Here is a 25,088-nt window from a genome sequence, read left to right as displayed (position 1 = left end):
TACTCGCTTCGCGTTCCCGTCAGGAGCGTTCGTCGACGAACTCGACCAACTGAGTGAGGTCGACGCCGGTGGCTTCGGGGGTTGCCGACAGTCGTTCGGCCGGCGCGTCGCTGCGATTGACCCAAAAGGTGCGGTAGCCGAATGCTGCGGCGCCGGCCGCGTCCCAGCCGCCGTGCGCGCTGAATGCGATTTGTGTGCGCGGGATGCCGAATGCATCTTCGCCCAGCTGGTATGCGCGGGGGTCGGGTTTGAACGCTTTGACGCGGTCGGTGCTCAAGTGTGGGCGAAAGACATCGTCCAGCCCTGCGTTCGTGACCCAGGAGTCAAGCATCGTCACGGTGGCGTCGGATAGAAAAGCGAGGTGTAGCCCGCGGTCCTTGAACGTGCGGACCGCAGCCGGGGCATCTGGCCATGGTGTCAATCTGAGCCAAGCGCCCATCAATTGTTCGCGACCGGCGGGATTGAGCCGCAGTTTGCACTGCTGTACCGCGAATTCGAGCGCATCCTCGGTGACGGTCCAGAAGTCGGTGTACGTACCCGACAAGGTGCGCAACCAGGTGTATTCGAATTGCCGGACTCGCCATGCTTCGATCAATGTCGTTCCGGCGCCTGGAAATATGTCCTCGGCGGCATTGTCGATTGGCCTGCGATCAAACACGGTAAACGCGTCGAAGGCGACGGCCCGAATGGGGCCAGGTCGGCCCGGAGCGGCCGACGCTGACGGTGACCGGCCGGCGCTCAGGCCGGCCGCGGCCGTGAGGCCGATGAAGCCTCGGCGCGATAAATCTGCCTTCATATGCCGTCGGCGAGTGGTAGCCGAACCTCGAAGCGTGCGCCCGTTTCGAGGTTGTGAGCCGACAACGTGCCGCGGTGGGCCTGCACCAGACCCGCTGCGATGGCCAGTCCCAAACCGGACCCACTCGGCAGTGACGAATCGGCGCGCGGCACGCGGCCGTTGGACCCCCTATAGGCGACGTCGAACACCCTGGCCAGATCAGCCTCGTCGATACCCACTCCCGTGTCGTCGACGCGGGCCCAGGCGCCGTCGGCGTCGCGGCCCAGCGTCAGCTCGACGCGGCCCCCTTCCGGGGTATGGGCGATGGCGTTGGCCACCAGATTGGACAGCACCCGCACCAACGCCCGGTCACTGCCGATCACTCGGACGGGTTCGGCCGGCAGTTGAGCAGCCAGTTGCACCCCGGCTCGCTCCGCGGCGATCCGGTGGGTAGCCAAGACGTCGTCGACGACTTCATCGAGCGCGACGGTGTCGTGCGCCGGTTGGACCGCGCCGGCATTGATCTTCGACATCTCGAACAGGTCGTCGACCATCTCGGAAAGCCGAATCGATTCCTGCTCAATGTGTTTGGCGTGCGACCGCACCTCGGTACTGTCCACGAGGCCATCGGAGATCGCCTCGGACACCGCTCGGATACCGGCCAGTGGGGTACGCAGGTCGTGGCTGACGAACGCCACCAGGCGGCGCCGGGATTGTTCGGCGGCCCGCTCGGAAGCTCGGATTTCTTGCTCCCACACCGTTCTTCGCGCTTGGTAGCGGGCCAGCATCACCGCCGCGGGGATGGTCACCACCGCGACGATCACCAGCACCACCGCGATGCGCTCGAAGGTCTCGGTGATCATGAAGCCGCTGGCGCCGAGCACGCCGGTGAAGGTCGCGAGGGTTGGAATCAGAACCAGGGCAACCATGCTGACCGCCAGCGACCAGGAGCGAGCCAGGTGGATCAACACGCCGCCGGCTACCACGACGGGAACCGAACAGGCCAGTGCCCAACCGATGATCTCCCACAGGTCAGTTGCCGGCATGATCGTCGTCTCCCCACAGATAGCCGCGCCCCCATACCGTCTGAATCCGATGTGCCGCACCGAGTTTGGCGCGCAGCCGTTTGATGTGCACCGTCACCGTCGATTGGTCGCCAAAATCCCACTGCCACACCAGTTTCAGCAGCTGGTCGCGGGAGTACACAGTGCCGGGATGGGTGAGTAGGAACACCAACAAGTCGAATTCACGGTTGGTTAGACTCACTGCGACGCCGTCGATGCTCACCGAATGTGCGGAAGTCGACACCTGCAGCGCACCGTTCGTGATCTCCAAGGGCCCAGCCAGATCCCGAGCCGGCACCCGTCGTAGCACCGAACGCACCCGCAAGGCGAGCTCGCGGGGGCTGAATGGTTTGGTGAGGTAGTCATCAGCGCCGGCCTCCAAACCGGCGATCCGGTCGTCCTCCTCGCCGAGCGCGGTCAAGAGCATCACCGGCAGTCCGTAGCCGTCGCCGCGGCGCATGCTGCGGCACAATGTCAGCCCGTCGGGTCCGGGCATCATCACGTCGAGCACCGCCATGTCGACACGCTCCGTGTTCAACAGCGCCAGCGCCTCATTGCCGTCACGCGCGATCGAGACATTGTGCCCGTCTCGCTCCAGATACCGACGCACCACATCACGCACGACGGGGTCGTCATCTGCGATCAATACCCTCGTCACACTCGACAGCCTAGCCCGCCAGTAACTCTGGTCATGGCTTCTACCAGCACCTATGTCACAGTTTCGTCATCATTTGACCCTTGGCTGCGGCGCACGGCCCGCTTTACCGTCGGATGATGTCCAGCTCTGCGATCACGGTGATCCTGCCGTGTCTGAACGAGGCCGAGTCGCTGCCCGCGATTCTGGCCGTCCTCCCAAACGGATACCGGGCTCTGGTGGTCGACAACAACAGCACCGACGGGACGGCGACCGTGGCGCGGGCCCACGGCGCCGACGTGATCACCGAACTGGAGCCCGGATACGGTGCGGCGGTCCATGCCGGCGTGCTGGCAGCGCAGACGTCGACGGTTGCGGTGCTCGACGCCGACGGGTCGCTGGACCCGCGGGCGTTGCCGTATCTGGTTGCGATGCTCGACCGCGGTGCCGACCTGGTCATCGGGCGGCGCCGCGCGGTTCCCGGGCTACGTTGGCACTGGCATGCCCGCCTGGGCACCGCCGTGGTGTGTTGGCGATTGCGGACCCGATACAGGTTGCCGGTGCACGACATTGCGCCCATGCGGGTGGCCCGGCGCGAGGCGCTGCTGGGTCTCGGTATCGCGGATCGTCGATTCGGCTATCCGCTGGAACTGTTGGTGCGCGCGGGGCAGGCGGGCTGGCAGGTAGTTGAAACCGATGTCAGCTATGGCCCGCGCACCGGCGGCGAGTCGAAAGTGAGCGGTTCGTTGCGTGGCAGTTTTCTTGCCGCACTGGACTTCTGGCGGGTGATCTCATGACCGTTCCCGTGACTGTGCTGGTGGTGGCGAAGGCTCCGGTACCTGGTCTGGCCAAAACCCGGTTGGCCCACACATTGGGTGCGGAGGGAGCGGCGGATCTCGCCGCCGCCGCGCTGTTGGACACTCTGGACGCGGTGGCCGCGACGCCGACCGTCGCGCGCATGGTGGCGTTGACCGGCGATCTTGCGTCCGCGCGGGGGGCCGCCGCGATCCGGGAACGGCTGGCAGAATTCACCGTTGTTCCCCAGCGTGGCAATGATTTTGGTGAGCGCTTGGCCAATGCGCACCACGATGCGGCGTGCCTCGGATACCCGGTGCTGCAGATCGGCATGGACACCCCGCAGGTGACTGCCAAGTTGCTGACGGCGTGCGCACTTCGGTTGCTTCGCGCCGACTCGGTGCTGGGGCCGGCCAGCGATGGTGGTTGGTGGCTGCTCGGGCTGCACAACGGCGTCGGCGCCGACAGCCTGCGTACGGTTCCGATGTCGCAAGCCGATACCGGGGCCCGGACACAGCGCGCTTTGGCGCACGCCGGCCTGACCGTGGATTTGGTGACCGAACTGTCGGATGTCGACGTCATCGACGACATCGCCGTAGTGCGGGCGCGCTGTCCGCAGGGCAGTCGGTTCCGGAGCCTTACTGCGGCGATCGGGGTGTGACGTGTTCGGAAACCTGTATGAGCGCGCACTGGTCGGGGAGCGGTGCTGGGTCCGCCAGGACGACGGCAGTCGGCAACGTCTGCCCGTGCACAACTGGCTGGGCGGTCGCCGGGCGGATCGGAGGTTTGATCGGGCAGTTCTGGCATTGTGCGACGGGCCGACCATCGACCTCGGGTGCGGACCAGGTCGGCTGGTGGCCGATCTGATTCGGCGCGGCGTGCCGGCGCTCGGCGTCGACCAGTCCGCCACCGCCGTCGAACTTGCACGGCGCAGCGGCGCTCCGGCGTTGCGCCGCGATGTCTTCGACCCGCTCCCAGGCATGGGCCGCTGGCAGACAGTGCTGCTGGCGGACGGTAACGTCGGGCTGGGCGGTGACCCGACGCGCGTGCTTCGCCGGGCTGCCGATCTGCTTCGGCGCGGAGGCCTGTGTATCGCCGAATTCGACTCGGCCCCAAGCGGAGTGATAACTCGATGGGTGCGGCTGGAATCGGCGCGGACGGTTGGTCCGTGGTTTCGGTGGGCGACGGTCGGGGTCGACAGTGCGCCCAGGATCGCCGGCGACGCCGGCCTGAAGGTCGTCGATATGCATCCGGTCGGAAACCGGATGCTCGCGAGTCTGGCGTTGCAATGAGCGGCACGACATTGCGCAGCACCGCCGTCACCGCGCGGGTCGGGATGATGCTCGGCATCGCGGTCACGCTGTGTTTCGTCACCGGGTTGATCAGCCACCTCATTCAGCATCCGCAACCGTGGTTCTACTGGCCCGCGCATCCGGTCTGGCTGTACCGGCTGACGCAGGGCACGCACGTCGCCTCCGGTATCGCGGCGATACCGCTGACCGTGGTCAAGCTGTGGTCGGTGTGGCCCAAACTGTTTGAACGTCCCATCATTGGCGGTGTTGCCAAACAACTCGAGCGCGCCTCCATCCTGGTGCTGGTCGGGGCGATGTTGTTCGAGCTGTCCACCGGGCTGCTGAACATCGCGCAGTGGTACGTGTTCCGATTCTTTTTCACCACGTCGCATTACGCGGTGGCCTACCTCGCGGCGGGCGCGGTCCTGGTACACATCGCGGTGAAGCTGCCGGTCATCCGGCGGGTTCTTGGCGAACCGCTCGGCGATGTCGCGACCGGCGGTGCGGTTGGGCCGACGCGGCGCAGCGTGTTGTGGGGTACCGGGGTGGCCGTCGCAGTCGCGACATTGGCCACTGCCGGGCAGAGTGTCGGATGGTTGCGCGAGCTGTCGTTGCTGTCGCCACGCTCCGGTAAAGGGCCGCAAGGTATTCCGGTGAACCGCACCGCGATCGCGGCCGGCGTGCTGCAGGCTGCGGCGTCGCCGGCCTATCGGCTCACCATCGTCAACGGCGCCCGCAGTCGAGCGTTCTCGGTGGCGGAATTGAATGCCATGCCGCAGCGGACATTCCACCTGCCGATCGCCTGCGTCGAAGGCTGGAGCGCCGACGCCGAGTGGACCGGCGTCGTGCTCGCGGATCTGATCGCCATGGTGGGTGGGTCGCCGCAGGCCGACGTGCGGATGGTTTCGCTGGAGCCCCCCGGCCCCTATTCGCGCACCGTGCTGCCTGCGCGGCATGCCCGGGATGGTCAGACGTTGGTCGCGCTCAAACTGAATGGGGAGACGCTGCATCCGGACCACGGATACCCATGCCGACTCATCGCGCCGTCGAGACCCGGTGTGTTGCAAACGAAATGGCTGTCCCGAATCGAGGTGATGCAATGAGGGCCACTCGGGTGCTGCTGATGCTCTCAGGGCTGGCGCTGGCCGGGTACGGCGCGACCCTGGTGTTCGAGAATCCGCCGGTGATCATGATGCGCATGGCGGTGTGGGCGTTGGTCGCGGTCGCCGTGCACGACGTGGTGTTCGCCCCGCTGTGTGTGGCACTGGGCTTCGCGGCAAGCCGGATACTTCCGGTGAGTTGGCAGGCGCCGGTCGCGGTGGCCGCTTTGTGTTCCGTGGTGCTTGGCCTGCTTGCGATCCCGGTCTTCGACAAGCCGGGCATGCATCTGGACAACATGACCGCACTGGATCGTGATTACCATGCCGGACTGTGGATTTCGCTGGCCGTGGTGTGGGTGTGTGTGCCCGGCTATCTGGTGGCCAGACGGCTGTTACCAGTTCGTCAGAATCAGGTGGTTGAGGGCCAGCGCGCCGATGACGTTGGCGGCCAGCCACCAGCGCCGTGACGGCGCCGGCAGTAGCGCGCCGGCGGCGGTCAGCCAGACCGTGAACGGCAGCCAGATCCGTTCGGTCTCAGCCTTGCTCAGCATGCTCAGGTCGGCACATATGATCGCCAACAGCGCGGCGAGCGTCAGTAGGTGGATGCCGCTTCGGCGGCGGAGCGCGGCGCGGTCGAATGCCAGGCTCAATCCGGCGACGCTGCCCAGGCCGATCGCGCATACCGCAGAAGCCAGGTTCCCCCACGACCAGTACTGGAATGGGCGGTTCATGGCGATGCCCTGCCAATACCGTTGCTGTACCAAGGTATAACCGTCGAACCACCAGAAACCCGTCGCGGCGAAGGCGCCGACCACGGCCAGCGCCGCCACCACCGCAGGCGCGAGTACCCGGACCGCTGTGCGGAGGTCCGGCGCCGTGATCAGCACCGCGACGGCCGGTATCGCCATGAGGCCGAGGCCGTAGTTCAGGAAGATGCCCCAGCCCAGCAGCAGGCCCGCGCCGGCGCCGGTGAGGGTCGGGTGTCGGTTACGCGTCGCGAGCGCCAGCAGAGCGATTCCCCAGGCGGCGATACCGGCGTAGTAACCGTCGGCGGACACGGCAATCCAGATGGCAGTCGGGGCGACTGCGACGAAGGGTGCGGCGGCTCGGGCCGTCGCCTCACCGGACAGAACGCGCAGCGTCACGACGATGGCTGCCGCGGCACTGGATCCGACCAGTAGGCACCAGAGGCCGGCCCAGGCGCCGCCGCCCAGCCCGATGCGATCCAGCCATACAAATGTCAGCAATGCGCCGGGCGGGTGGCCCGAAACGTGGGTGATCCACGAATGTGGTTGGTAATCGAGGATTCTGGACGAGAAGGTGCGCAAAGCCTCAGGGATGTCGGTGATGCTCGGCACTTGTCGGAGGTATTCGTGCTGCGCCGTCAGGCGCCCTGCGAAACCCCGCTGCCAGCCGTCGACCATGGCCAACGAGAATGCCCAGGAGCAGGAGACAGCCCATGCGGTCAGTGGTACTGCGCGCCACGGTAATCGCGCGGCGACTGGCTGTCCCCACAGCACCGCGGCCATTGCGATCAGCGCTGCAGGTGCCGTACCCCAGCCGATGTGCGCGTTCCACCAGCCGAAGATGGGTGCAGTCTGTGCGAAACTTCGGATCTGGGCTGGGGTGCTGTTGATCAGCGGGGTGACGATCCCCAGATGCAGCGGCGGCACCGCGAACGCGACGACCACGAGCGTCAGCCCCACGACGGCGGCCGTTGCTGTCCTTCGGCGAATGTTCACGGCTGCCAGCCTAAGAGTGGGCTGCCGGTGAAACGGTGACGATTCGATGACCCTTGCGGGGTGTAGCACGGGAGATCTGCTTCTGCGCGGTTGCATGTTGCGGTCGTGGCATCGATCGATGACACGGTTGCCGACCAGTACTGTACTCTCCCGTACGATAAATGTACTAGAAAGTACACTACTGGCTTATTGCCCGGAGTGGGCTTTCATCGCATCGTGGAAGGACGAGCCGTTGTCTGTTCAACCCGCGGCCATATCGAGCCGTATCAGCAGGTTGGGGCAGGCAGTGGCCCGGTATGGATTGGTCGTCGTGCTGGCGTGGATCGGTGTGGGCAAGTTCGTCAAGATGGAAGCCCATGTGCTGATTGAGCACAACCCGCTGATGTCCTGGATCTACCTGGTGCTCAGTCACAGCGCTGTGGCCACGGCCCTAGGTACTGCCGAGATCCTCGCCGCGGTCCTGATCGCACTGCATCGGGTGTGGCCACTGCTGTCTGCCGTGGGTAGTGCCATGGCGGTGGTGCTGTTCGTCGGAACGCTGAGCTTCCTGTTCACCACGCCGGGTCTGGTGGTTGGACATGCGGGCCCGATCCCGATTTTGGGTGCTCTGCCCGGCCAGTTTCTGTTGAAGGATCTGGTGCTCATCGGAGTGGCCATCTGGACCTTGGGTGATGCGCTCGACGGTCGTCGTATGCCGCCCGCTGCGAAGCAGAACTCGGGTGGCTGACCATGGACAGCAACACATCATTGTTCTGCAGTACGTCTCTGGCCGGCCGCATCGAACACGCTGAGGCGCAGCTCATTGCACTCGCGAGTGCACCCGCCCGGCAGCGCAACAGGTCGGGATTCGCCACTCCGCTGGGTGGCGGAGTGGCATGTTTCGCTGAACCTGGATCACCGATGAACAAAGTGGTCGGGCTGGGTTTCGATGGCGCGCTTGACCCGGTAGCTCTCGGCGCTATCGAGCTGGAATATGCGATACGCGAAACGCCCACGCAGATAGAACTTTCCAGTCTCGCCGACCGCGAGGTCGCGGTACTGCTGTCGCGCCGCGGTTATCGGCTCGTCGCGCACGAGTGCGTCCTCGGTCGGCGCCTTGACTGTGCGCTACCGGTGGCGACCTCACCGGGAATCGACGTACGGGTATGCGGCCCAGAAGAATTCGACGCCTGGTTGGACGTAGTGGTGGCAGGTACGGCCCATCCTGACGATGAGGGTGTGGGTTTCCACGAGCAATTCTCCGACGAAGCCATCGAGCGGGACGAACGCGACTTCTACGATGCCGGCGCCACGATGTACGTCGGTCGATGTGATGGCGTGATTGCCGGTGGTGCGAGCCTGATGATCACAGGGGGCATTGCTCAATTCACCGGTGCCGCAACCGCTCCGGCGTATCGTCGTCGCGGGATACAGAACGCACTGCTGGCACGGCGCCTGACAGACGCAGCGGAAGCCGGCTGCGATATTGCGGTGATCACCACGGCGCCCGGCTCCAAGTCGCAAGAGAACGCCCAACGTCGCGGCTTCCAACTGTTGTACACCCGCGCCATGTTGATAAAGCCGGTTGACGGCCCGATCCAGGCGTCAGGCTCGGGTGAGAACGGGAGCGGTACTTGGAAGTTGGTGTCTGCGCAGGGAATGTGCGTCAGCAGTGAAACTGCGGGCACGGATTTTGCGGAGCCGGTGAGGATCGTGCCGTTCGACGGAGACCGGCGGGCTCTCATCGATCTGTTCCGGCTGGCCGAGGATTCCGAGCGCAAACTTGACGGCTACATCGGTGCAGGGCGCGTTTGGGTCGCCATGCGCGGATCGGCCGAAGTCGTCGGACACATCCAAGTCACCGTGAGTGATCACGGCGAAACATGGGAGGTGGCCAACATGGCCGTCGCTGTGCCGCACCGCGGTGCCGGCGTCGGGCGCCGCCTGCTCGAGCAGGTGATCGATGACGCTCGCGCCGGCGGTGCCCGACGAGTCCAATTGGCCACTGCGACAGCAGATATTGGCAATCTGCGTTTCTACCAGCGCTGCGGATTCCGGCTCGGTCGCGTAGTGCATGACGCCTTCGGCCCGCACTCGGGCTACCCGGCCGGCACGGCATCAGACGGGATTGCCGTGCGCGACCAGGTGTGGTTCGAGCGCGTGTTGTAGCGGCGCAGCATGCCGGCCGGCATGCTGCGCCGAGTGAGACCTATTTTGCGTTCGGGCAGGTGATATCGACGTAGGCGGTGTCGAACCGCGCGGGTTCCATGAGTGTCATGCCGTCTGCCTGCATCGTTACGCGCAGGCCGGAGATGCTGGTGACCTTGCATTCGGACAACGGGACGTTGGGGTGCCCTTCGAGCCAGTTGAACGAGACGTTGTAGCCCGCGGATTGCAGCTCCTGGACAGCGGTGCTGGCGGGTCCGTCGCCGGGTGTGGGCAGGATCGGTGGGTTGGCCGAGGCGTTCGGCACGCCCGCGAAGGCTACGGCGGCGCCGGCGATGACGGTCCAGCGGGCGGCTTTGCCCAAGCTCGCTGTGACGGTGTTGCTCATGATGTGCGCTCCTCGTTTGGTCGTTGGGGCCGTGGCCCATTCGCCGATTGAGTGTTGGCGAAGGCCCACTCCGTTACGGATCGCCGCGCGACGGGACTATCTGACGATTCTGTGACGCGCGGTCGCCGGCGGACTTTCCCCGTAACGACCGGGCCGTCGGCCCACACGTCCGTGGTGCGCGCGGCCAGAGGCCGGGGGCCGTAACGTTCGGGCGCCGGCGACCCACTCAGTTCTGTGATCGTCGGCGGGCAGGCCGCCGCGAGACAGCCGAAAGAGGTAAACCAATGACCGCGACGAACATTCGGGCCCGAGTCGAATCATTGACAACAGAGGCCATAGTGAGTCGAATCGCCGGCCATCTCGCTCGCTACGGGCTTGTCATCGTGATCGGGTGGATCGGCTTACTGAAATTCACTTCGTATGAGGCGCAAGGTATTCAGCCGCTCGTCGCGCACAGCCCGTTCATGAGCTGGCTGTACGACATCTTCTCCGTGACGACGTTCTCGTCGCTGCTCGGCGTGCTCGAGGTCGGCACTGCGGTGTTGCTTGCCGTCAAGCCGTGGTGGCCGAAAGTGTCGGCTGTCGGCAGCGTGATCGCGGTCGGGCTGTTCGTTGCGACCATCAGTTTCCTGTTCACCACGCCCGGGATCGGCGAGTCGGCCGCCGGCGGCTTCCCGGCGCTGTCGATGACGGGCCAGTTCCTGATCAAAGACGTTGCACTGCTTGGCCTTGCGGCCTGGACATTGGCTGATGCGCTGGGTGCCGGGCGGGAGGGTGATCGTGTCTGATCGGCCTGCTGACTTCGACGGCCTGCGTGCGCTGTTCATCAACTGCACGCTCAAGAGATCGCCCGAGGTGAGCAATACCGAAGGTCTGATCGACATCAGCAGTCGCATCATGGCCGCCAATGGTGTTGCCGTCGAGGTGGTGCGCGCCGTCGACCACGACATCGCCACCGGCGTGTGGCCCGACATGCGCGAGCACGGGTGGGCGACCGACGACTGGCCGGCGATCTTCGACAAGGTGCTGGCCGCTGACATTCTGGTGCTCGCCGGCCCGATCTGGTTGGGCGACAACAGTTCTGTGATGAAGCAAGTACACGAACGGCTCTATGGCGGCTCGCATCTGCTCAACGACGCCGGGCAGTACCTCTACTACGGACGGGTCGGCGGTTGCCTGATCACCGGCAACGAGGACGGTGTCAAGCACTGCGCGCAGAACGTGCTCTACACCTTGCAACACATCGGGTACACCATTCCGCCGCAGGCCGACGCCGGCTGGATCGGTGAAGCAGGTCCGGGCCCGTCCTATCTGGACCCCGGCTCGGGCGGGCCGGAGAACGACTTCACCAACCGCAACACCACGTTCATGACGTGGAACCTGATGCACCTGGCACGGATGCTGCGCGCCGGCGGCGGCATCCCCGCCTACGGCAATGTGCGATCAGGATGGGACGCCGGTTGCCGGTACGACTTCACCAATCCGGAGTACCGCTGAGCGACTATGCTCCCGGTCATCATGACCAGGATCGCAGGTGACGAAGGTGCGCTCGTCGCCGCGTTGCAACGCGGCGACGAGTCGGCTTTCGCCGAACTGGTGGACCGGCATACGCCGGCGCTGCTACGGGTCGCACAGGGTTACGTACCGACCCGTGAGATCGCCGAAGACGTCGTGCAGGACACCTGGATCGCGTTGCTCAAGGGGATCGGTTCGTTCGAGGGCAGGTCGTCGTTGCGTACTTGGCTTTTCGCGATTCTGATCAATATCGCCAAGAACCGGGGTATCCGTGAGCGGCGGGATGCCGATCTTGCGGTGGCGGCGTTCACTGGTGGCACCGTCGACCCGGCGCGCTTTCGCGGCACCGACGACCCGCATCCCGGCCATTGGCTGCCGACCGCAGTGCCGGCGCCGTTTCCGGACACCCCTGAGAGTTCGGTCCTCGGCGAGGAATTGATCATGGTGGCGCGACGGGGACTCGACAATCTTCCCGAACGCCAGCGCGTCGTGGTGACGATGCGTGACATGCTGGGATTGGACTCCGACGAAGTCTGCGAACTGCTCGAGATCAGCGCTGCCAATCAGCGCGTCTTGCTCCACCGAGGCCGAGCCGCCGTCCGGCAGGTGCTCGAGGACTATCTGAGGGATACCGCATGACCACCAACCCGATGGACTGCAACGAACTCGTCGAGTTGGTGACGGCCTACCTCGACGGCAGCCTCGACCTGGAGGACCGGGCGCGCTTCGACATGCATCTGCTCGAATGCGACGGCTGCGAAAACTACCTCCAACAGTTCCGCAGCACCGTCGCCACAGTCGGCAAGATCGGCACCGACGAACTCGACCCGGAGTTCCGGCATCGGCTCATCAACGCATTTCGCAACTGGCGCCGAAGTGGCAGGCGCGCGGCTACCGGGATCGCTTGCGTTTGGGGGGTGGCCCCAGAGCGGCTGCCAATGCCGTATCCAGCGCGTGTTGCAGCGGTGCGACATCGCCACTGACGTCCGCGAGCAACATGCCGCCCTGGTAGGCGGCGAGTAGACCGGCAGCCAGGACAGCGGGATCGGTGCCGGGCAGCAACCCGCCGTCGGCGGCCACCCGCTGGAAGGCGTCGCCGATCACCTGTTCCCAGCGGCCGAACCCGGCCCTGAGCGCTGCACGGGCCGGGCCATCGGCGGAGCGGTCGAGTTCGTAGACCAGCGATCCGATGGGGCAGCGGATGGGATCGTCAGAAGATGCGTGCGCGCGGAGTGCGTCGGCGCACCAGGCGCGGAGATCGGCGGCCGTGTTGACGTTGTCGAATGACGGCTCGACCGCCGACAGCACCCGGTCGACCTGGAACCGGACCACGTCGGAAACCAAGTCCGCCTTGTCGGCGAAAAAGTGGTACAGCTGGCTGCGCCCCGCACCGGCGGCGCCGCCGATCTCATCGAGAGTCGTCGCCCGCACTCCCTGACGGGCGAACAAGACACATGCCGCCTCCAAGATTCGGGCCACCGTCGCGCGGCCACGGTCGGTCGTCGGCTCGGTGATCACTCGATGACGCTATCAAGCGATCAACTTTGTACTGTAGAGTACAGAAATCTTGAGTGTGGCTGTCGCCGGTCATTCACTTGACATTCGTTTGGAGGGCGCGGTGAGTCTTTTTGTTGGAGAACGCTTTCCGGTCGATGTCGCCGTGACATCGGCGGACGGGGACGTCACGGTCGCGCAGTTGATTGCGACAGGACCTGCTGTGGTGGCGTTTCACCGGTTGTGGTGCCCGTTCTGTCAGCAGGCTGCCCGCGACCTCGAGCAGGCCGGCGATCAACTCGCGGCGGCAGGCGCCCGCGTGGCCATCGTCTATCGCGATGACATCGACACGGTATGTGCGTCCTGTGCGCAGCGCGGCATCACCGCCGACTGCCTCAGTGACCCGCAACAGGAGCTTGAGCGTGCCACGGAAGTCGAGCGCTTTTCGCTCGGGCGGTATGCCATGTTCTCTCCGATGCGCCTGATCCGCGTGCTGCGCTCGGGTAGCCGCGCAGGCAAGGTGACGTCGGATGTCCTGCAGGGCCGCGGCACCTTCGTCGTGGACCGTGACGGACGCATTGTTTACGCCCATCACGCCGTCACTGCGGCCGACATCCCGCTGATCGATGACATTGTCGCTGCGGTGAGGGCGGTTGCCGGCGGCGCGGGCGCTTGATCGACAGAGTGATCGCGGCCAGGCCGGGAACTCGTCGGGATGGTCACCAATCGGTAAGAATCTCACGAAAGTTACTGCATTACAGTGGTATTGCCGCCTTCGGCGGGCGGTTCTCGCCGGTGAGAACCGCGTTGATGCACACGAATTCTATTGGAAGACAACGAAAGAGTGCTGTGATGAAGTCAGTGATCATGGGCATGGGTGCAGCCGCTCTTGCGATGGTGGCGTTCGCTCCGGTCGCGTCGGCAGCGCCGGCGGACGCGGTGATCAACGATCTGCGAGCGGAAGGCTATCTCGTGCAGATCAACCAGACGCCGACGGCTCCGCTCACCGCGTGCTCGGTGAGCAATGTTCGAAAGCTGGACGGCGGAGCCGCGTCTGCCCTCGTTGATGTCGTCTGCCCGGACGGCTGCTGACAGCACCGTGCGGATACTCCTGACCGGCGCCGCCGGTTTCATCGGTTCGCGCATCTGGGCGGCGTTGACCGCCGCCGGGCACGAGGTTGTCGCCATTGACGCCATGCTCAGCGCTGCGCATGGCGACGGTGCCCTGCCGCCCGATGGCTGCCGGATACAGGACGTACGTGATGCCGAGGCGTTGGCCGGGCTGCTCAAGGGCATCGACATGGTCTGCCACCAGGCTGCCGTGGTCGGCGCGGGCGTCAATGCCGCCGACGCACCGTCCTACGGCAGTCACAACGACTTCGGCACGACGGTGCTCCTGGCCCAGATGTACGCCGCGGGGTGCCGGCGTCTGGTGCTGGCGTCGTCGATGGTGGTCTACGGCCAGGGGAGCTACGAATGTGCGCGACACGGGCTGGTTGAGCCGTTGCCGCGCCGCCAGTCGGACCTGGACGCGGGCGTATTCGAGCACCGCTGTCCGTTAGGTGGCGAAGAGTTGCATTGGCGCACGGTGGGGGAGGATGCCCCGCTGCGGCCGCGCAGCCTCTACGCGGCAAGTAAGGCGGCGCAGGAGCACTACGCGCTGGCCTGGGCCGACGCGGTGGGTGGGTCGGTCGTCGCACTGCGCTACCACAATGTTTACGGCCCGGGTATGCCCCGGGATACGCCGTACTCCGGGGTGGCGGCCATCTTCCGCTCAGCCTTGGAAAATGGTTCCGTCCCAGACGTTTACGAAGACGGCGGGCAGATGCGCGACTTCGTCCATGTTGACGACGTGGCCGCGGCCAACGTCGCCGCGACGACATACGACCACGGCGGCTTCACGGCCTTCAACGTGTGTTCCGGACACCCGATCACGATTCGTGAAGTGGCTGAGCAGTTATGCGCTGCCCGCAATGCCCCGCAGCCCAAGGTCACTGGTCAGTACCGCAGCGGCGACGTCCGCCATATCGTTGCCGATCCCGTATGCGCCACCCAGGAACTCGGTTTCACCGCCGCGATTCACCCACGAGACGGGCTGCGCGACTTCGCCTTTGCGCCACTGCGGGACTGACCTTCTCTCTCGCGGTCGGCATCGTCGTGCAACATCAGCAGCCGAAAACCCTTGGTGCTTGCAGCATTCAAATGTGGCCGCAGTCTCCGCAGGGTGGCATGGTAGCCGTCAGTGGTGGCGCTGGTAGTGCCGCGCCGCACGCATCCGATTGGCGCAGATGTTTTGCGTGCAGAATTTTCGGCGCGCGTCCTGCGCCACGAAAAGCATACTGCAAGCAGGGTTTTGGCAACGGCGAAGTCGCTGTGACGTCGGTCCGACCAGAAAGTCGATGAGGCTGTCTGCTACGAGCGCCACAGCAAGCTGGTGCGACTGGTCGGTGGTCGGGTGGTATTCGGTTTCCGATGCCCATCCAGCGGGGACGCGCACCAGCCTCCTCGTGCGGAGGACGCCGGCGGCGGATTGGTTCACGTGACTTACTGCGGCACGGCTCGGCGGTGTGCCGGCAATCTGGGCGTCGAGGATCTCGCGAATGGCCTCGCGTAGCTCGATGGTCTGTCGCAGCGGCGGAGCCGACGCGGTGTCTGGCAGGCGGTCGCGCTGGAGGTCCCACCAGAGTCGGCAGGCCGCTTCGTCGGCGAGCAGGTCGGTGGCCGGAGTGGTCACCGTGATGATCGTGTCGGCCAAATCCACGGCCAATGGCTCTCCTGCCACGGGAAAACCGGCGCGCTGCGCGCGCTCCAGTCTCGATGTGGCTGCCACCGAATTAACGGTAGCACTCCGTTGACAACGTTAGCCGCTGTCGCGTAGAACCATAACGGTAAATAGCAACTACTAACGTTAGGTGGCGTTGTGATGGGACCTGTTGAATTGCTCTCGGGGGCCGATGCCCGACTGGTCGGTCTCGTGTCGACGTTGACGGCGTCGGACCTCGACCTGTCGAGTCCGTGCGCGGGATGGACGGTGCGGTCGCTGCTGAGCCACACCATCTCCTCGATCGATGCTTTTGCGGCCGCCGTCGATGGCGGCAGCGGGCCGACGGAAGCGGAATTGTTCAGTGGCGCTGATATTTTGGGGTCGGACCCGTTGGCGGTTGCTGAGCAGTCGATCGGCCGTTCCCAACGTGCGTGGGCCACCATCGGTGACTGGCAGCATCCGGTCACCACGGTGCTCGGATCGATGCCGGCGGCCGAGGCGATCAGCATCATCACCTACTCGACGCTCATCCACAGCTGGGATCTTGCGGTCGCCGTGGGACGAACGGTCGAATTCGATGACGCTGAGGCTGCGCTGGCAGAGGGCGTAGGTGCAGCACTTGTGCCCGCTCTACAACCCCAGGGCTTGTTCGGTCCGGGGGTTGAATTGGGTGGCGACGCCAGTCCGACGCAGCGGGTCATCGCCTTCGCCGGCCGCAATCCACTTTGATTCGGCTACCTCACCCGTTCCGCACGCACCGGAAGCCGACATGACTCATCCCCGTATCGACGGCTTGTGGACGACGGGCTGCCGGCCGGTAGCGCAGGCAGTAACTGTCGGCGCACAGGAATGAGCCGCCCTTGATCACCCGGCGGGCTACCGGCGTCCCCGGTTGGTCAGGGTCGTAACTGTCTGCGGCGCAACAGGGCCGGGCGTCTCGGGTGTCCCCGTAGAAGTCGGTGGTCCATTCCCAGACGTTGCCGGCCATGTCGAACAGGCCGTAGGCGTTCGGCGGGAAGCTGCCCACCGGTGTGGTCTGGCCGTAGCCGGTGTCGGGCAGATACGGGAATTCGCCGTGCCAGAAGTTGGCCAGCTGTTGCCCGGGCTGCTCGGGTTCGTCGCCCCACGTGTAGGTGGCGCGGTCCAGGCCTCCGCGGGCCGCGACCTCCCACTGCGCCTCGGTGGGCAGGGCCAGCCCGGCCCAGTCGGTGTACGCGGCGGCGTCCTCGAATGCCACGTGCACGACGGGGTGCTGCTCGCGGTTCCGCAGTGACGACTTCGGGCCGCGCGGATGGTTCCAGCAGGCGCCCGGCGTCCATGTCCACCACTGGCTGAGGTGACGCAGGTCGACGGGGCCCGGGGTGCGGCGGAACACCATGGAGCCGGGTTGCAGGTTCTCCGCCGGAGCGCCCGGATAGTCGGCGGCGTTGAGCGGCCGTTCGGCGACGGTGACGTAGCCGGTGGCTTCGACGAATGCCGCGAAGTCCGCGTTGGTCACCTGATGGGGCTGGATCCAGAAGCCGTCGACCGTCACCTCGCGGGCCGGGGCTTCTTCGGCGTAGTGCGCGTCGGAGCCCAGCACCGTCGTCTGCCCCGGTACCCAGACCAGGGTCAACGGGGGAACACCTCGGCCCAGTCGGACTGCATGCTGGCGACGGTCCAGCTTTCGGACTCCGCCAACTTCAGTGCCTTCTCGGCGCCAGCGTCGTAGGCGAACTCGCGTTCGGTGTCGTCGTGCCGCACCAGCAGCCGAAAGCCCTTGGTGTACTGCAGCATTTCGATGTCACCGTTGGAATTCCCGGCTGCGAAGATCGGCCGTCGTCCGGTACGGCTCCAGATTCGCACCGGCTTGACCGGACCGTCGTTGAGGAACTCGGGCTGCGCCGTCGTTACCAGATCGCCGTCGGCGAACGTGACGCCCACTGAGCTGCCCACGACGCGCTCGGGCGGGATCCCGTACATGCCGTCGGTGACGGGTCGCATGAAGTCGCGCCCGCCGCCGGAGACGATGTAGCAGGTGAACGCGTTCGACTCCAGGTACCGCAGCAGCTCGATCATCGGCACGTAGCCGCACTGCGTGTACGGGCGGTCCAGGGTCGGATGGTGGGCCTCGGCGAAGAACGCTGACACCCGCGCAGCGTGTTCCTCGACGGTGATCCCGGAGTGCGCCGAAAGGACGCCCGTAGCAAGCACCGTCAGATCACTGTCATCACCCTGGTAGTGCTTGGTGACGGCGTCGCCGAACCAGGCCAGGTCGCCGGACACGGCCGCGGTGTACGGCTGACGTGCGGCCAGCGACGGATCGGCAGCGGCCTGAACCGCCAGCCGGCGCACCAGGAAATCCAGCTGGGCGTACGCCGGCTTCTCGCACCACAGTGTGCCGTCGTTGTCGAAGACCGCGATCCGGTCTTGCGGCACAACGAAATCCGGACCTTCGGTGATGACCCGCCCGACGAAGTCGACGATCGCCGACTTGGTCGGGCCGTTGTTCCAGGACTCCAACACCTAGTCGGCCGCCAGGAACTGGTGCAGCTTCTCGACGATCTGGTCGATGCTGAAGCTGGCCGGTGGGTGCCGCGGCGGGAACTCCTTGAAGGTGTCGAGGAATGCCGCGGCCATCGCCGTCGCGTAGAAGGCGAAGAAGTCGCGCCGCAGGAACCACTCGTAGTACGTGTTCGACGTGATGTCGGCGTACTCGTAGGGGTCGGTGCGCAGGTTGAACAGCTTGGGCACCCGCAGCGGCGTGAACGGCTCGGCCCAAATCCGCAGGGTGCCTTGGCAGCGCTGCTCGGCGAAGACGATCTTCCAGTTCTCGAAACGCATCGCGACCAGCTCCGCGTCGTCGTTGAAGTAGAAGAAGCCCCGGCGCGGGCTGTGCTCGACCTCGCCCATCAGATACGGCAGCAGATTGAACCCATCGATGTGGACCTTGTACTCGGTCTCGCCGTCGGCACCGGCCTTGTGGCCCTTCTTGAGCTTCTCGGCGATATCGGGGTCGCCCGCGGCGGCCAGCAGCGTCGGCAGCCAGTCGTGGTGCTGGATGATGTCGTTGGAGACGGTGCCCGCCTTGATCTTTCCGGGCCAGCGGATCATCTCCGGCACCCGGAAGGCGCCCTCCCAGTTGGTGTTCTTCTCGCTGCGGAACGGCGTGGTGCCGGCGTCGGGCCACGTGTTGCGGTGCGGGCCGTTGTCGGTGGAGTAGATGACGATGGTGTCGTCGGCGATGCCCAGCTCGTCCAGGACGTCCAGCACCGTGCCGACGTTCTTGTCGTGGTCGATCATCGCGTCGTGGTACTCGGACTGCCAGATGCCGGCTTGCCCGCGGCTCTCGGGCTTCACGTGTGTGTACAGATGCATGTGCGTGAAGTTGCACCACACGAAGAACGGGTTGCCCGCCTCGTGCTGGCGCTTGATGTAGTCGACGGTGCGGTCGGCGATGTCGTCGTCGATGGTTTCCATCCGCTTGGCGGTGAGCGGGCCGGTGTCCTCGATGGTCTGCTTGCCGACGGGTCCGAACTTCGGGTCGTCGGGCTCGGTCGAGACCTCGGTGGTGGCCTTGCAGTTCATCACGCCGCGTGGCAGCGCCTTCTCGTACAGCAGCGGGAACTGATCCTTGTGCGGATAGTCGAACTGCTCGGGCTCCTCCTCGGCGTTGAGGTGGTACAGGTTGCCGTAGAACTCGTCGAACCCGTGCACGGTCGGCAGGTACTTGTTCAAGTCGCCGAAGTGGTTTTTGCCGAACTGCCCGGTGGCGTAGCCCATCGGCTTGAGCAGCTCGGCGATTGTCGGATCCTCTGCGGCCCAACCGATGTCGACGCCCGGCACGCCGACTTTGCTCATCCCGGTGCGATACACGCTCTGCCCGCTGATGAACGCCGCCCGGCCCGCGGTGCAGCTTTGCTCGCCGTAGGAGTCGGTGAAGCGCATGCCCTCGGCGGCGATGCGGTCGATGTTCGGGGTGCGGTAGCCCATGAGGCCGTCGCTGTAACAACTCAGGTTGCTGATGCCGATGTCGTCGCCCCAGATCACCAGGATGTTGGGTTTGCCGTCGGGCATGACAGAGCTCCTCGTTCGAAACGGAATTTCCTGTGCCCGTTCGACTTTACGGGTGGGTCTGCGATTCCGGCGCCCGTTCGGCCAGCAAGGGAAATCGGTACTGGTCAACGGGCGGCGGGAGGCGCACGCTTACTTAGGGAAGGTGATCGACATGTACGACAAGGATCTGACCAACAAGTGGCACGTCGAGATCGAGTTCTTCGAGGACGATGTCCACACCCACGCCTCCGCACACGCCCGGCTGCGGGACGACACCCTCACCACGACGGGGGATGCCTACCGCAATCCCAAAGACCCGAGTGCGCCGCTCGTCGGCGAGGAGATCGCGGCCGCCCGCGCGCTCATCGCGCTCGGCACCGATCTGCTCATGGCCGCGTCGGCGAACATCGAGAAATCAACGCAGCACCCGGTGCACCTCTACCGCTGAAATCGGTAGAGGCACACGGGCGTACAACTACTTCGTGGCTTCGGCCGCTTCCATCTGGCGGAAGAGGTCGACGTAGTACGGCATGCATTCCTTCATGGCCTGCTCGGTGTTGAACAGCGGCTCGTAGCCGAGGTCGCGCTTGGCCTTGGCGATCGAGAAGTAGTTGTTCAGGTAGAGGCGCTCGACCGCCAGCGGCTCGATCAGCGGCTCGGGCAGGGCGAACCGGAAATGCAGCCACTGCCAGGCCATCATCACGCGGTGCACGAGCTTGCCGGAGACGTAGAAGGTGGGCAGCTTGCGGCCGCACGCGACGATGACGGGCCGGGCGAACTCGAACATGTTGAGCGGTTCGCCGTCGTTGATGAAGTAGGCCTGCCCGGGTGCGGTACCGCCGGGCACCAGGTGCTCGCCCGCCAGGATGAAACCGTGGATCAGGTTGTGCACGTAGGAATTGTCCAGCTTGATGTTCTTGTTGCCCACCAGCACCTTGACGTGGCCGGCGAGGATGTTCTCGAACACCTTGCGGAACATGGTCTGGTCGCCGCGGCCCCAGATACCGCTGGGCCGGATGGAACAGGTGAGCATGCCGTCGACGCCGTTCTGTGACAGCACGAACTTCTCGGCGGCGACCTTGGTCTCGGTGTACAGGTCGTTGAAGCGGGCGGTGTACGGCATGGTCTCGTCGCCGTTCTGGATGTCCTGCCCACCCATGACCACGCTGTTCGACGCGGTGTAGACGAAGCGCTTGACGCCCGCGGCCCGGCCCAGCTTCACTAGGTTCTCGGTGCCGCCGACATTCACGCCGAAGCTGCGGTTGCGGTATTCGTCGGTGACGGATGCGCCGCCCATCAGGTCGATGATCGCCGCGGTGTGGATGATCGTGTCGATGCCCTGGACTGCGGCGTCGACGTCGTCAACGTTGGTGATGTCGCCGACCAGCGTCTCCAGGTTCGGGTTGGCCGGCAGCGGCGACGGCGCCCGGTCGAACGACCGGACGTGGTGGCCACGGCCGAGCAGTTCGGTCACCAGGTTGGCGCCGACGAAGCCAGACCCGCCGGTTACCAACACGCGGCCGAGGTCTGTGGTCAGGGAAGCATCACGCATGGTGCAGGAGCATAACTGAAACGTGTTCCAGTTAACAGAGCGCGGGAGAAATTACCGCACTGATCAATTTTCGTCGTCGGCGCCCGAGGCGAGCGCGTCTTCGACTTTCTTGCGGGCGCCGGCCAGGTGCTCTTCGCACCGTTTTGCCAGTTGTTCGCCCCTTTCCCAGAGCTGGAGCGAGGTGTCGAGGTCGAGTCCGCCTGCTTCCAGTTTGCGGACGACCTCGATCAGTTCGTCGCGGGCAGCCTCGTAGCCAAGCTGACTAATGTTCGTCATATATTCCTTCGCTCACGGTCGTGACGGCGCCGTCGGCCACCCGGATTCGGAGTCTGGTTCCCGCCGGGGCATCCTGCGCCGACCGCAGGACCGCACCGCCGGCTGACAGGTTCTGCACCACGGCATACCCGCGGGCCAGTGTCGCGGCCGGCCCGAGCGTGGCCAGCCGGGCCGACAGATGCCCGACATGGTCGGTTTCGGTGGCGATGAGCCGCCGGATGTCGCGGCGCGCGGCCGCCACCGCCCGGGTGATCTCCGCGGCGTGGGCGTCCAGCGCCTGCAGCGGCTGCGCCAGCACCGGGCGGCCGCGCAGCTGACCGATGAAGCGCTCCTCGCGGTGCACCCAGTTGCGCAGGGCCTGCGCGCTGCGCCGCCGCAGGTCGGTCACCAGCGCCTGCTCGGCGGCGGCATCGGGGACGACGCGTTTGGCCGCATCGGTCGGCGTGGCCGCCCGCAGGTCGGCGACCAGGTCGCACAGCGGGTTGTCCGGTTCGTGCCCGACGGCGCTCACCACCGGCGTGGTGCAGGCCGCGATCTCGCGGCACAGCGTCTCGTCGGAGAACGGCAGCAGGTCCTCGACACTGCCGCCACCGCGCGCGATCACGATGACGTCGACGTGCGGCGCGGCGTCCAGCGCACGTAGGGCCTCGACGATCTGCGGCACTGCGTTGGTGCCCTGCACCGCAGCGTTGCGGATATCGAAGTGGACTGCGGGCCAACGGCTTTGGGCCACGGTGACGACGTCGTGCTCAGCGGCCGACGCGCGGCCGGTGATGAGCCCAATCGTGTTGGGCAGGAAGGGGATCGGGCGCTTGAGTCGTGGGTCGAACAGGCCCTCGGCATCGAGCAGCCGGCGCAGGCGGTCGATGCGGGCCAGCAGCTCACCGATGCCGACGGCGCGAATCTGGCTGATCCGCAACGAGAATGAGCCGTTGCGGGTGTAGAACTGCGGCTTGCCCAGCATGATCACCTGGGTGCCCTCGGACAACGGCACGGGGGCGTCGTCGACCAGGGCGCGCGGGCAGCTGACAGACAATGACATGTCGGCAGCCGGGTCGCGCAGCACCATCCAGGCCGTCGACTGACGCAGCTTCAGCTCGGTGAGCTGGCCCTCGATCCAGATGGTGCCGAGCCGGTCGATGTACTTGGCCACGCGGGTGGACACCGCCCGGACCGGCCACGGATTCTCGGCCGAGTTCGGGATCTCGGCAGCTGTCACCGCATCACTTCGCGGTCGCGCGGGTGATCCTGTTGGCCAGCAGCGTCTGGAACGGCGCGCGGGACTTGGTGTTGTTCTCGTAGGTCAGCAGCGCCTCGAGGTCGTCCACCTTGAGCTGGGGGAGCCGGGCCCGCAGCTGGGCCAGGGTCAGCTCGGCGTAGTCCAGGTCCTCGACGATCGCGGGGGTCACGACGCTCGCTCCGTTGGCGGCCGCGCCGTTGGTCGTCGGCTTCGGGGCCTCGGCGGCACCGGTGCTGTACAGCGCGAACCGGCCCTCGGTCAGGCGGGCGCCGTCGAGCTTCTCTGTGGGGGCTGTCGCTGCGTCGGGTGTCGCGGGCTCCAGCAGATCTTCGTCGAATGTGGCCCATTCCGGCTGCTCGTCCTTGGGCGGGAACCACTGCTCCAGGGTCTCGTCGCCCTTGTTGACCAGTTCGGCCAGGTCCTGCTGCATTTTCATGACCAGCTGGGCGAGCTGACTGGCCAGCGTCATCGGGTAGGTCAGGATGGTGTGGGGGAGCCGAATGGTCTCCTCGAGCGCGGTCGCCGCCGCGCCGACCAGCAGCCGGACTCCGTAGGGCGCAGTAGACATGCCTGCCAGAGTACGGCTGGCTGTGGCCCTGCGGTGATCAGTACCCTTGTGCTATGCCACCGACCATCAATATGGGCATTCCCGGCGCCACCGTTTCGGTCGCCGGAGAAGCTATGAGCAAAACCGGCAAGCGCGTGCTGCTCGCCGAGCCGCGTGGCTACTGCGCCGGCGTGGACCGCGCCGTCGAGACCGTGGAGCGCGCGCTGGAGAAGCACGGCGCTCCCGTGTACGTGCGCCACGAGATCGTGCACAACCGCTACGTGGTGGACACGCTGGCCAAGGCCGGTGCGGTGTTCGTCGAACAGACCGAAGAGGTGCCCGAGGGTGCCATCGTGGTGTTCTCCGCCCACGGCGTCGCGCCGACGGTGCACGAGGAGGCCGCCGCCCGCAATCTGCGGACCATCGACGCCACCTGCCCGCTGGTCACCAAGGTGCACAACGAGGCCAAGCGCTTCGCCCGCGACGACTACGACATCCTCCTGGTCGGCCATGAGGGCCACGAAGAGGTCGTCGGCACCGCCGGCGAGGCGCCCGAGCACGTGCAGGTCGTCGACAACCCGGACGCCGTCGACAAGGTGACCGTCCGCGACCCGAACAAGGTCATCTGGCTGTCCCAGACCACGCTGAGCGTCGACGAGACCATGGAGACCGTCCGACGGCTGCGGGAGAAGTTCCCGACGCTGCAGGACCCGCCCAGCGACGACATCTGCTACGCCACCCAGAACCGCCAGGTCGCGGTCAAGGCGATGGCTCCCGAGTGCGAACTCGTGATCGTCGTCGGCTCACGGAACTCGTCCAACTCGGTTCGTCTGGTCGAGGTGGCCCTGAACGCCGGCTCCAACGCCGCGAAGCTCGTCGACTACGCCGAGGACATCGACCCGGGCTGGCTCGAGGGTGTCACGACCGTCGGCGTCACCTCAGGCGCGTCGGTACCGGAAATCCTGGTGCGCGGCGTGCTCGAGCGCCTCGCGGAATTCGGCTACGACACCGTCCAGCCGGTCACCACTGCCAACGAGACGCTGGTGTTCGCGCTGCCGCGCGAGATTCGTCCCGCCCGGCACTAGTTCTTCGAACGCAGACGCGGTCGGTCAGTCCCAGTTGTGGGGCTGGCGCGGCCGGCGTTCGCGCGGCTCGGCTGCCGCATCGTCGTCGGCACCGCGGTACCGCACCCGGGAGACGGGGTGGTGGGCGCCGCTGGGTGGTGCGTTGCGCGACGGGCGGGCCGGCGACTGGTAGCGGTCGCCGGGCTCGTACGGATCGTCGGCGTAGCGACGCCGCCGCGGCTCGGCCGCGGACGGGCGCTGCGGTCGTTCATAGCGGTCCCGCTCGCGTGGCTCCCGGTAGTCGTAGCGCTCCTGCGGGGCGCGGCGCGGCTCGCCGGCCGGACGGGGACGGCGCCGCGGCTCGTCGGGCACCGCGTACGAGTCGGTGGCGGCCGGGCGGGGACGTGCGGGCCGCGGCCGGCGCATCTGGCCGGGCACCGGTTCGATCAGCTCGGTGTCGCCGGCCTGTGCCCGGGCGCGGGACGGACGCGGTGCGCGCTGCGGGTCGGCAGCGCTGCGGCGCGGCGACTCCGCCGCCGAACGACGCGACGAGGTGGCACGGGTACGGGAGCTGCGGGGCGTCTGGCCTGTCGTCAGCTTGGTGAGCTTGGCCGACAGCGTCGCGGCGAGACCGGCGGGGGGGGCGGCTTTTTGGTCGGGCCGACG

Annotated in this window: 30 protein-coding genes and 2 pseudogenes; 17 read left to right on the top strand and 15 right to left on the bottom strand. The window is 66.1% G+C overall.

Annotated features, from left to right (window positions below; translation table 11 throughout):
* Positions 1-19: 19 nt before the first annotated feature.
* From EB75_RS15395 to EB75_RS15385, 3 genes are read right to left on the bottom strand one after another with little or no spacing between them, the layout of a single operon-like run.
* Positions 20-796, bottom strand: a complete 777-nt coding sequence (locus tag EB75_RS15395) for a haloacid dehalogenase type II (protein ID WP_073696238.1) — start codon at positions 794-796, stop codon at positions 20-22.
* A complete protein-coding gene (locus EB75_RS15390; RefSeq protein ID WP_073696237.1) occupies positions 793-1,821 on the bottom strand; it encodes a sensor histidine kinase in 1,029 nt (342 codons plus the stop codon). Before EB75_RS15390 ends, EB75_RS15395 begins: the two co-directional genes overlap by 4 nt.
* Entirely contained in the window at positions 1,808-2,497 is a 690-nt protein-coding gene (locus tag EB75_RS15385; RefSeq protein ID WP_073696236.1) for a response regulator transcription factor, read from the bottom strand. The genes EB75_RS15390 and EB75_RS15385 overlap by 14 nt, the downstream gene beginning before the upstream one ends.
* A 116-nt stretch (positions 2,498-2,613) precedes the next feature.
* Between EB75_RS15385 and EB75_RS15380 the strand changes: the two genes are divergently transcribed.
* Genes EB75_RS15380 through EB75_RS15360 form a run of 5 tightly spaced genes read left to right on the top strand, consistent with a single transcriptional unit; the run spans position 2,614 to position 6,127 of the window.
* The gene (locus EB75_RS15380) at positions 2,614-3,270 is read left to right on the top strand and encodes a glycosyltransferase family 2 protein (RefSeq protein WP_083612319.1); all 657 of its coding nucleotides are present in this window, start codon (positions 2,614-2,616) and stop codon (positions 3,268-3,270) included.
* Positions 3,267-3,929, top strand: coding sequence for a TIGR04282 family arsenosugar biosynthesis glycosyltransferase (locus EB75_RS15375; RefSeq protein WP_073696234.1), 663 nt, complete (start codon positions 3,267-3,269; stop codon positions 3,927-3,929). Before EB75_RS15380 ends, EB75_RS15375 begins: the two co-directional genes overlap by 4 nt.
* Position 3,930: 1 nt before the next feature.
* Positions 3,931-4,560, top strand: coding sequence for a methyltransferase domain-containing protein (locus tag EB75_RS15370; protein WP_073696233.1), 630 nt, complete (start codon positions 3,931-3,933; stop codon positions 4,558-4,560).
* Positions 4,557-5,663 carry a molybdopterin-dependent oxidoreductase gene (locus tag EB75_RS15365; RefSeq protein ID WP_061001737.1) on the top strand — a complete coding sequence of 369 codons (1,107 nt, stop codon included), beginning with the start codon at positions 4,557-4,559 and terminating at the stop codon, positions 5,661-5,663. Before EB75_RS15370 ends, EB75_RS15365 begins: the two co-directional genes overlap by 4 nt.
* A complete protein-coding gene (locus EB75_RS15360) occupies positions 5,660-6,127 on the top strand; it encodes a hypothetical protein (RefSeq protein ID WP_061001736.1) in 468 nt (155 codons plus the stop codon). Before EB75_RS15365 ends, EB75_RS15360 begins: the two co-directional genes overlap by 4 nt.
* Here EB75_RS15360 and EB75_RS15355 read toward each other — a convergent pair.
* Positions 6,053-7,402, bottom strand: a complete 1,350-nt coding sequence (locus tag EB75_RS15355) for a hypothetical protein (RefSeq protein WP_073696232.1) — start codon at positions 7,400-7,402, stop codon at positions 6,053-6,055. The genes EB75_RS15360 and EB75_RS15355 overlap by 75 nt on opposite strands.
* A 232-nt stretch (positions 7,403-7,634) precedes the next feature.
* Here EB75_RS15355 and EB75_RS15350 point away from each other — a divergent pair, with 232 nt between their 5' ends.
* Both EB75_RS15350 and EB75_RS30170 read left to right on the top strand, forming a co-directional pair.
* On the top strand, positions 7,635-8,129 hold the full coding sequence (locus tag EB75_RS15350) for a DUF417 family protein (RefSeq protein ID WP_286150207.1): 495 nt from the start codon (positions 7,635-7,637) through the stop codon (positions 8,127-8,129).
* Positions 8,130-8,302: 173 nt separating this feature from the next.
* Positions 8,303-9,550 carry a GNAT family N-acetyltransferase gene (locus EB75_RS30170; RefSeq protein WP_336470597.1) on the top strand — a complete coding sequence of 416 codons (1,248 nt, stop codon included), beginning with the start codon at positions 8,303-8,305 and terminating at the stop codon, positions 9,548-9,550.
* A gap of 40 nt (positions 9,551-9,590) precedes the next feature.
* Here the strand turns inward: EB75_RS30170 and EB75_RS15340 are convergent, their stop codons facing one another.
* Complete coding sequence (locus EB75_RS15340; RefSeq protein ID WP_073696230.1) at positions 9,591-9,935, bottom strand: hypothetical protein; 345 nt, start codon at positions 9,933-9,935, stop codon at positions 9,591-9,593.
* A 284-nt stretch (positions 9,936-10,219) separates the two neighbouring features.
* Between EB75_RS15340 and EB75_RS15335 the strand changes: the two genes are divergently transcribed.
* The 4 genes and pseudogenes from EB75_RS15335 to EB75_RS15320 all read left to right on the top strand — a co-directional run.
* The gene (locus EB75_RS15335; RefSeq protein ID WP_073696229.1) at positions 10,220-10,723 is read left to right on the top strand and encodes a YkgB family protein; all 504 of its coding nucleotides are present in this window, start codon (positions 10,220-10,222) and stop codon (positions 10,721-10,723) included.
* Positions 10,716-11,432: a flavodoxin family protein gene (locus EB75_RS15330; RefSeq protein WP_234790325.1), complete on the top strand. Its 717-nt coding sequence runs from the start codon at positions 10,716-10,718 to the stop codon at positions 11,430-11,432. The genes EB75_RS15335 and EB75_RS15330 overlap by 8 nt, the downstream gene beginning before the upstream one ends.
* A gap of 21 nt (positions 11,433-11,453) precedes the next feature.
* The gene (locus tag EB75_RS15325; RefSeq protein WP_073696298.1) at positions 11,454-12,089 is read left to right on the top strand and encodes an RNA polymerase sigma factor; all 636 of its coding nucleotides are present in this window, start codon (positions 11,454-11,456) and stop codon (positions 12,087-12,089) included.
* Positions 12,086-12,322 (top strand): annotated as a pseudogene (locus EB75_RS15320) (anti-sigma factor family protein); the annotation flags it as partial. The gene EB75_RS15325 and the pseudogene EB75_RS15320, both read left to right, overlap by 4 nt.
* Positions 12,323-12,341: 19 nt before the next feature.
* On the opposite strand, the gene EB75_RS15315 reads toward EB75_RS15320, so the two are convergent.
* The gene (locus EB75_RS15315; protein ID WP_061001728.1) at positions 12,342-12,968 is read right to left on the bottom strand and encodes a TetR/AcrR family transcriptional regulator; all 627 of its coding nucleotides are present in this window, start codon (positions 12,966-12,968) and stop codon (positions 12,342-12,344) included.
* Positions 12,969-13,023: 55 nt separating this feature from the next.
* Here EB75_RS15315 and EB75_RS15310 point away from each other — a divergent pair, with 55 nt between their 5' ends.
* From EB75_RS15310 to EB75_RS15300, 3 genes are all read left to right on the top strand, one after another.
* On the top strand, positions 13,024-13,620 hold the full coding sequence (locus tag EB75_RS15310) for a redoxin domain-containing protein (protein ID WP_234785598.1): 597 nt from the start codon (positions 13,024-13,026) through the stop codon (positions 13,618-13,620).
* Between the two features lie 176 nt (positions 13,621-13,796).
* A complete protein-coding gene (locus tag EB75_RS15305) occupies positions 13,797-14,036 on the top strand; it encodes a hypothetical protein (protein ID WP_061001726.1) in 240 nt (79 codons plus the stop codon).
* A 7-nt stretch (positions 14,037-14,043) separates the two neighbouring features.
* Entirely contained in the window at positions 14,044-15,075 is a 1,032-nt protein-coding gene (locus EB75_RS15300) for an NAD-dependent epimerase/dehydratase family protein (protein ID WP_061010704.1), read from the top strand.
* A 108-nt stretch (positions 15,076-15,183) separates the two neighbouring features.
* On the opposite strand, the gene EB75_RS15295 is transcribed toward EB75_RS15300, so the two are convergent.
* On the bottom strand, positions 15,184-15,774 hold the full coding sequence (locus tag EB75_RS15295) for a CGNR zinc finger domain-containing protein (protein ID WP_082762317.1): 591 nt from the start codon (positions 15,772-15,774) through the stop codon (positions 15,184-15,186).
* 93 nt (positions 15,775-15,867) lie between these two features.
* Between EB75_RS15295 and EB75_RS15290 the strand changes: the two genes are divergently transcribed.
* On the top strand, positions 15,868-16,437 hold the full coding sequence (locus tag EB75_RS15290) for a TIGR03086 family metal-binding protein (protein WP_073696227.1): 570 nt from the start codon (positions 15,868-15,870) through the stop codon (positions 16,435-16,437).
* 10 nt (positions 16,438-16,447) lie between these two features.
* Here the strand turns inward: EB75_RS15290 and EB75_RS15285 are convergent, their stop codons facing one another.
* Genes EB75_RS15285 through EB75_RS15275 form a run of 3 tightly spaced genes read right to left on the bottom strand, consistent with a single transcriptional unit; the run spans position 16,448 to position 19,764 of the window.
* The gene (locus EB75_RS15285) at positions 16,448-17,323 is read right to left on the bottom strand and encodes a formylglycine-generating enzyme family protein (RefSeq protein WP_073696226.1); all 876 of its coding nucleotides are present in this window, start codon (positions 17,321-17,323) and stop codon (positions 16,448-16,450) included.
* The gene (locus EB75_RS15280; protein WP_073696225.1) at positions 17,320-18,213 is read right to left on the bottom strand and encodes an HAD family hydrolase; all 894 of its coding nucleotides are present in this window, start codon (positions 18,211-18,213) and stop codon (positions 17,320-17,322) included. The genes EB75_RS15285 and EB75_RS15280 overlap by 4 nt, the downstream gene beginning before the upstream one ends.
* Positions 18,214-19,764 (bottom strand): arylsulfatase, encoded by a 1,551-nt coding sequence (locus EB75_RS15275; RefSeq protein ID WP_073696224.1) that lies wholly within the window; start codon positions 19,762-19,764, stop codon positions 18,214-18,216.
* A gap of 151 nt (positions 19,765-19,915) precedes the next feature.
* Here EB75_RS15275 and EB75_RS15270 point away from each other — a divergent pair, with 151 nt between their 5' ends.
* Positions 19,916-20,191, top strand: coding sequence for a dsRBD fold-containing protein (locus EB75_RS15270; RefSeq protein WP_029104721.1), 276 nt, complete (start codon positions 19,916-19,918; stop codon positions 20,189-20,191).
* A gap of 27 nt (positions 20,192-20,218) precedes the next feature.
* Here EB75_RS15270 and EB75_RS15265 read toward each other — a convergent pair whose 3' ends face one another.
* The 4 genes from EB75_RS15265 to EB75_RS15250 all read right to left on the bottom strand — a co-directional run bounded on the left by EB75_RS15265 (position 20,219) and on the right by EB75_RS15250 (position 23,379).
* Positions 20,219-21,295: a 3-beta-hydroxysteroid dehydrogenase gene (locus EB75_RS15265; RefSeq protein WP_073696223.1), complete on the bottom strand. Its 1,077-nt coding sequence runs from the start codon at positions 21,293-21,295 to the stop codon at positions 20,219-20,221.
* Between the two features lie 63 nt (positions 21,296-21,358).
* On the bottom strand, positions 21,359-21,571 hold the full coding sequence (locus EB75_RS15260; protein WP_061003281.1) for an exodeoxyribonuclease VII small subunit: 213 nt from the start codon (positions 21,569-21,571) through the stop codon (positions 21,359-21,361).
* Entirely contained in the window at positions 21,558-22,790 is a 1,233-nt protein-coding gene (gene xseA, locus EB75_RS15255) for an exodeoxyribonuclease VII large subunit (protein ID WP_073696222.1), read from the bottom strand. Before xseA ends, EB75_RS15260 begins: the two co-directional genes overlap by 14 nt.
* Positions 22,791-22,794: 4 nt before the next feature.
* A complete protein-coding gene (locus EB75_RS15250) occupies positions 22,795-23,379 on the bottom strand; it encodes a lipid droplet-associated protein (protein ID WP_073696221.1) in 585 nt (194 codons plus the stop codon).
* Between the two features lie 53 nt (positions 23,380-23,432).
* Here EB75_RS15250 and EB75_RS15245 point away from each other — a divergent pair, with 53 nt between their 5' ends.
* The gene (locus EB75_RS15245; RefSeq protein WP_073696220.1) at positions 23,433-24,443 is read left to right on the top strand and encodes a 4-hydroxy-3-methylbut-2-enyl diphosphate reductase; all 1,011 of its coding nucleotides are present in this window, start codon (positions 23,433-23,435) and stop codon (positions 24,441-24,443) included.
* Between the two features lie 24 nt (positions 24,444-24,467).
* Here EB75_RS15245 and EB75_RS29310 read toward each other — a convergent pair.
* Positions 24,468-25,088, bottom strand: a pseudogene (locus tag EB75_RS29310) (hypothetical protein); the annotation flags it as partial.

This window comes from Mycobacterium sp. ST-F2 (assembly GCF_001905655.1).
Taxonomy (GTDB): Bacteria; Actinomycetota; Actinomycetes; order Mycobacteriales; family Mycobacteriaceae; genus Mycobacterium.
This window is presented reverse-complemented; position numbering and strand designations above follow the sequence as displayed.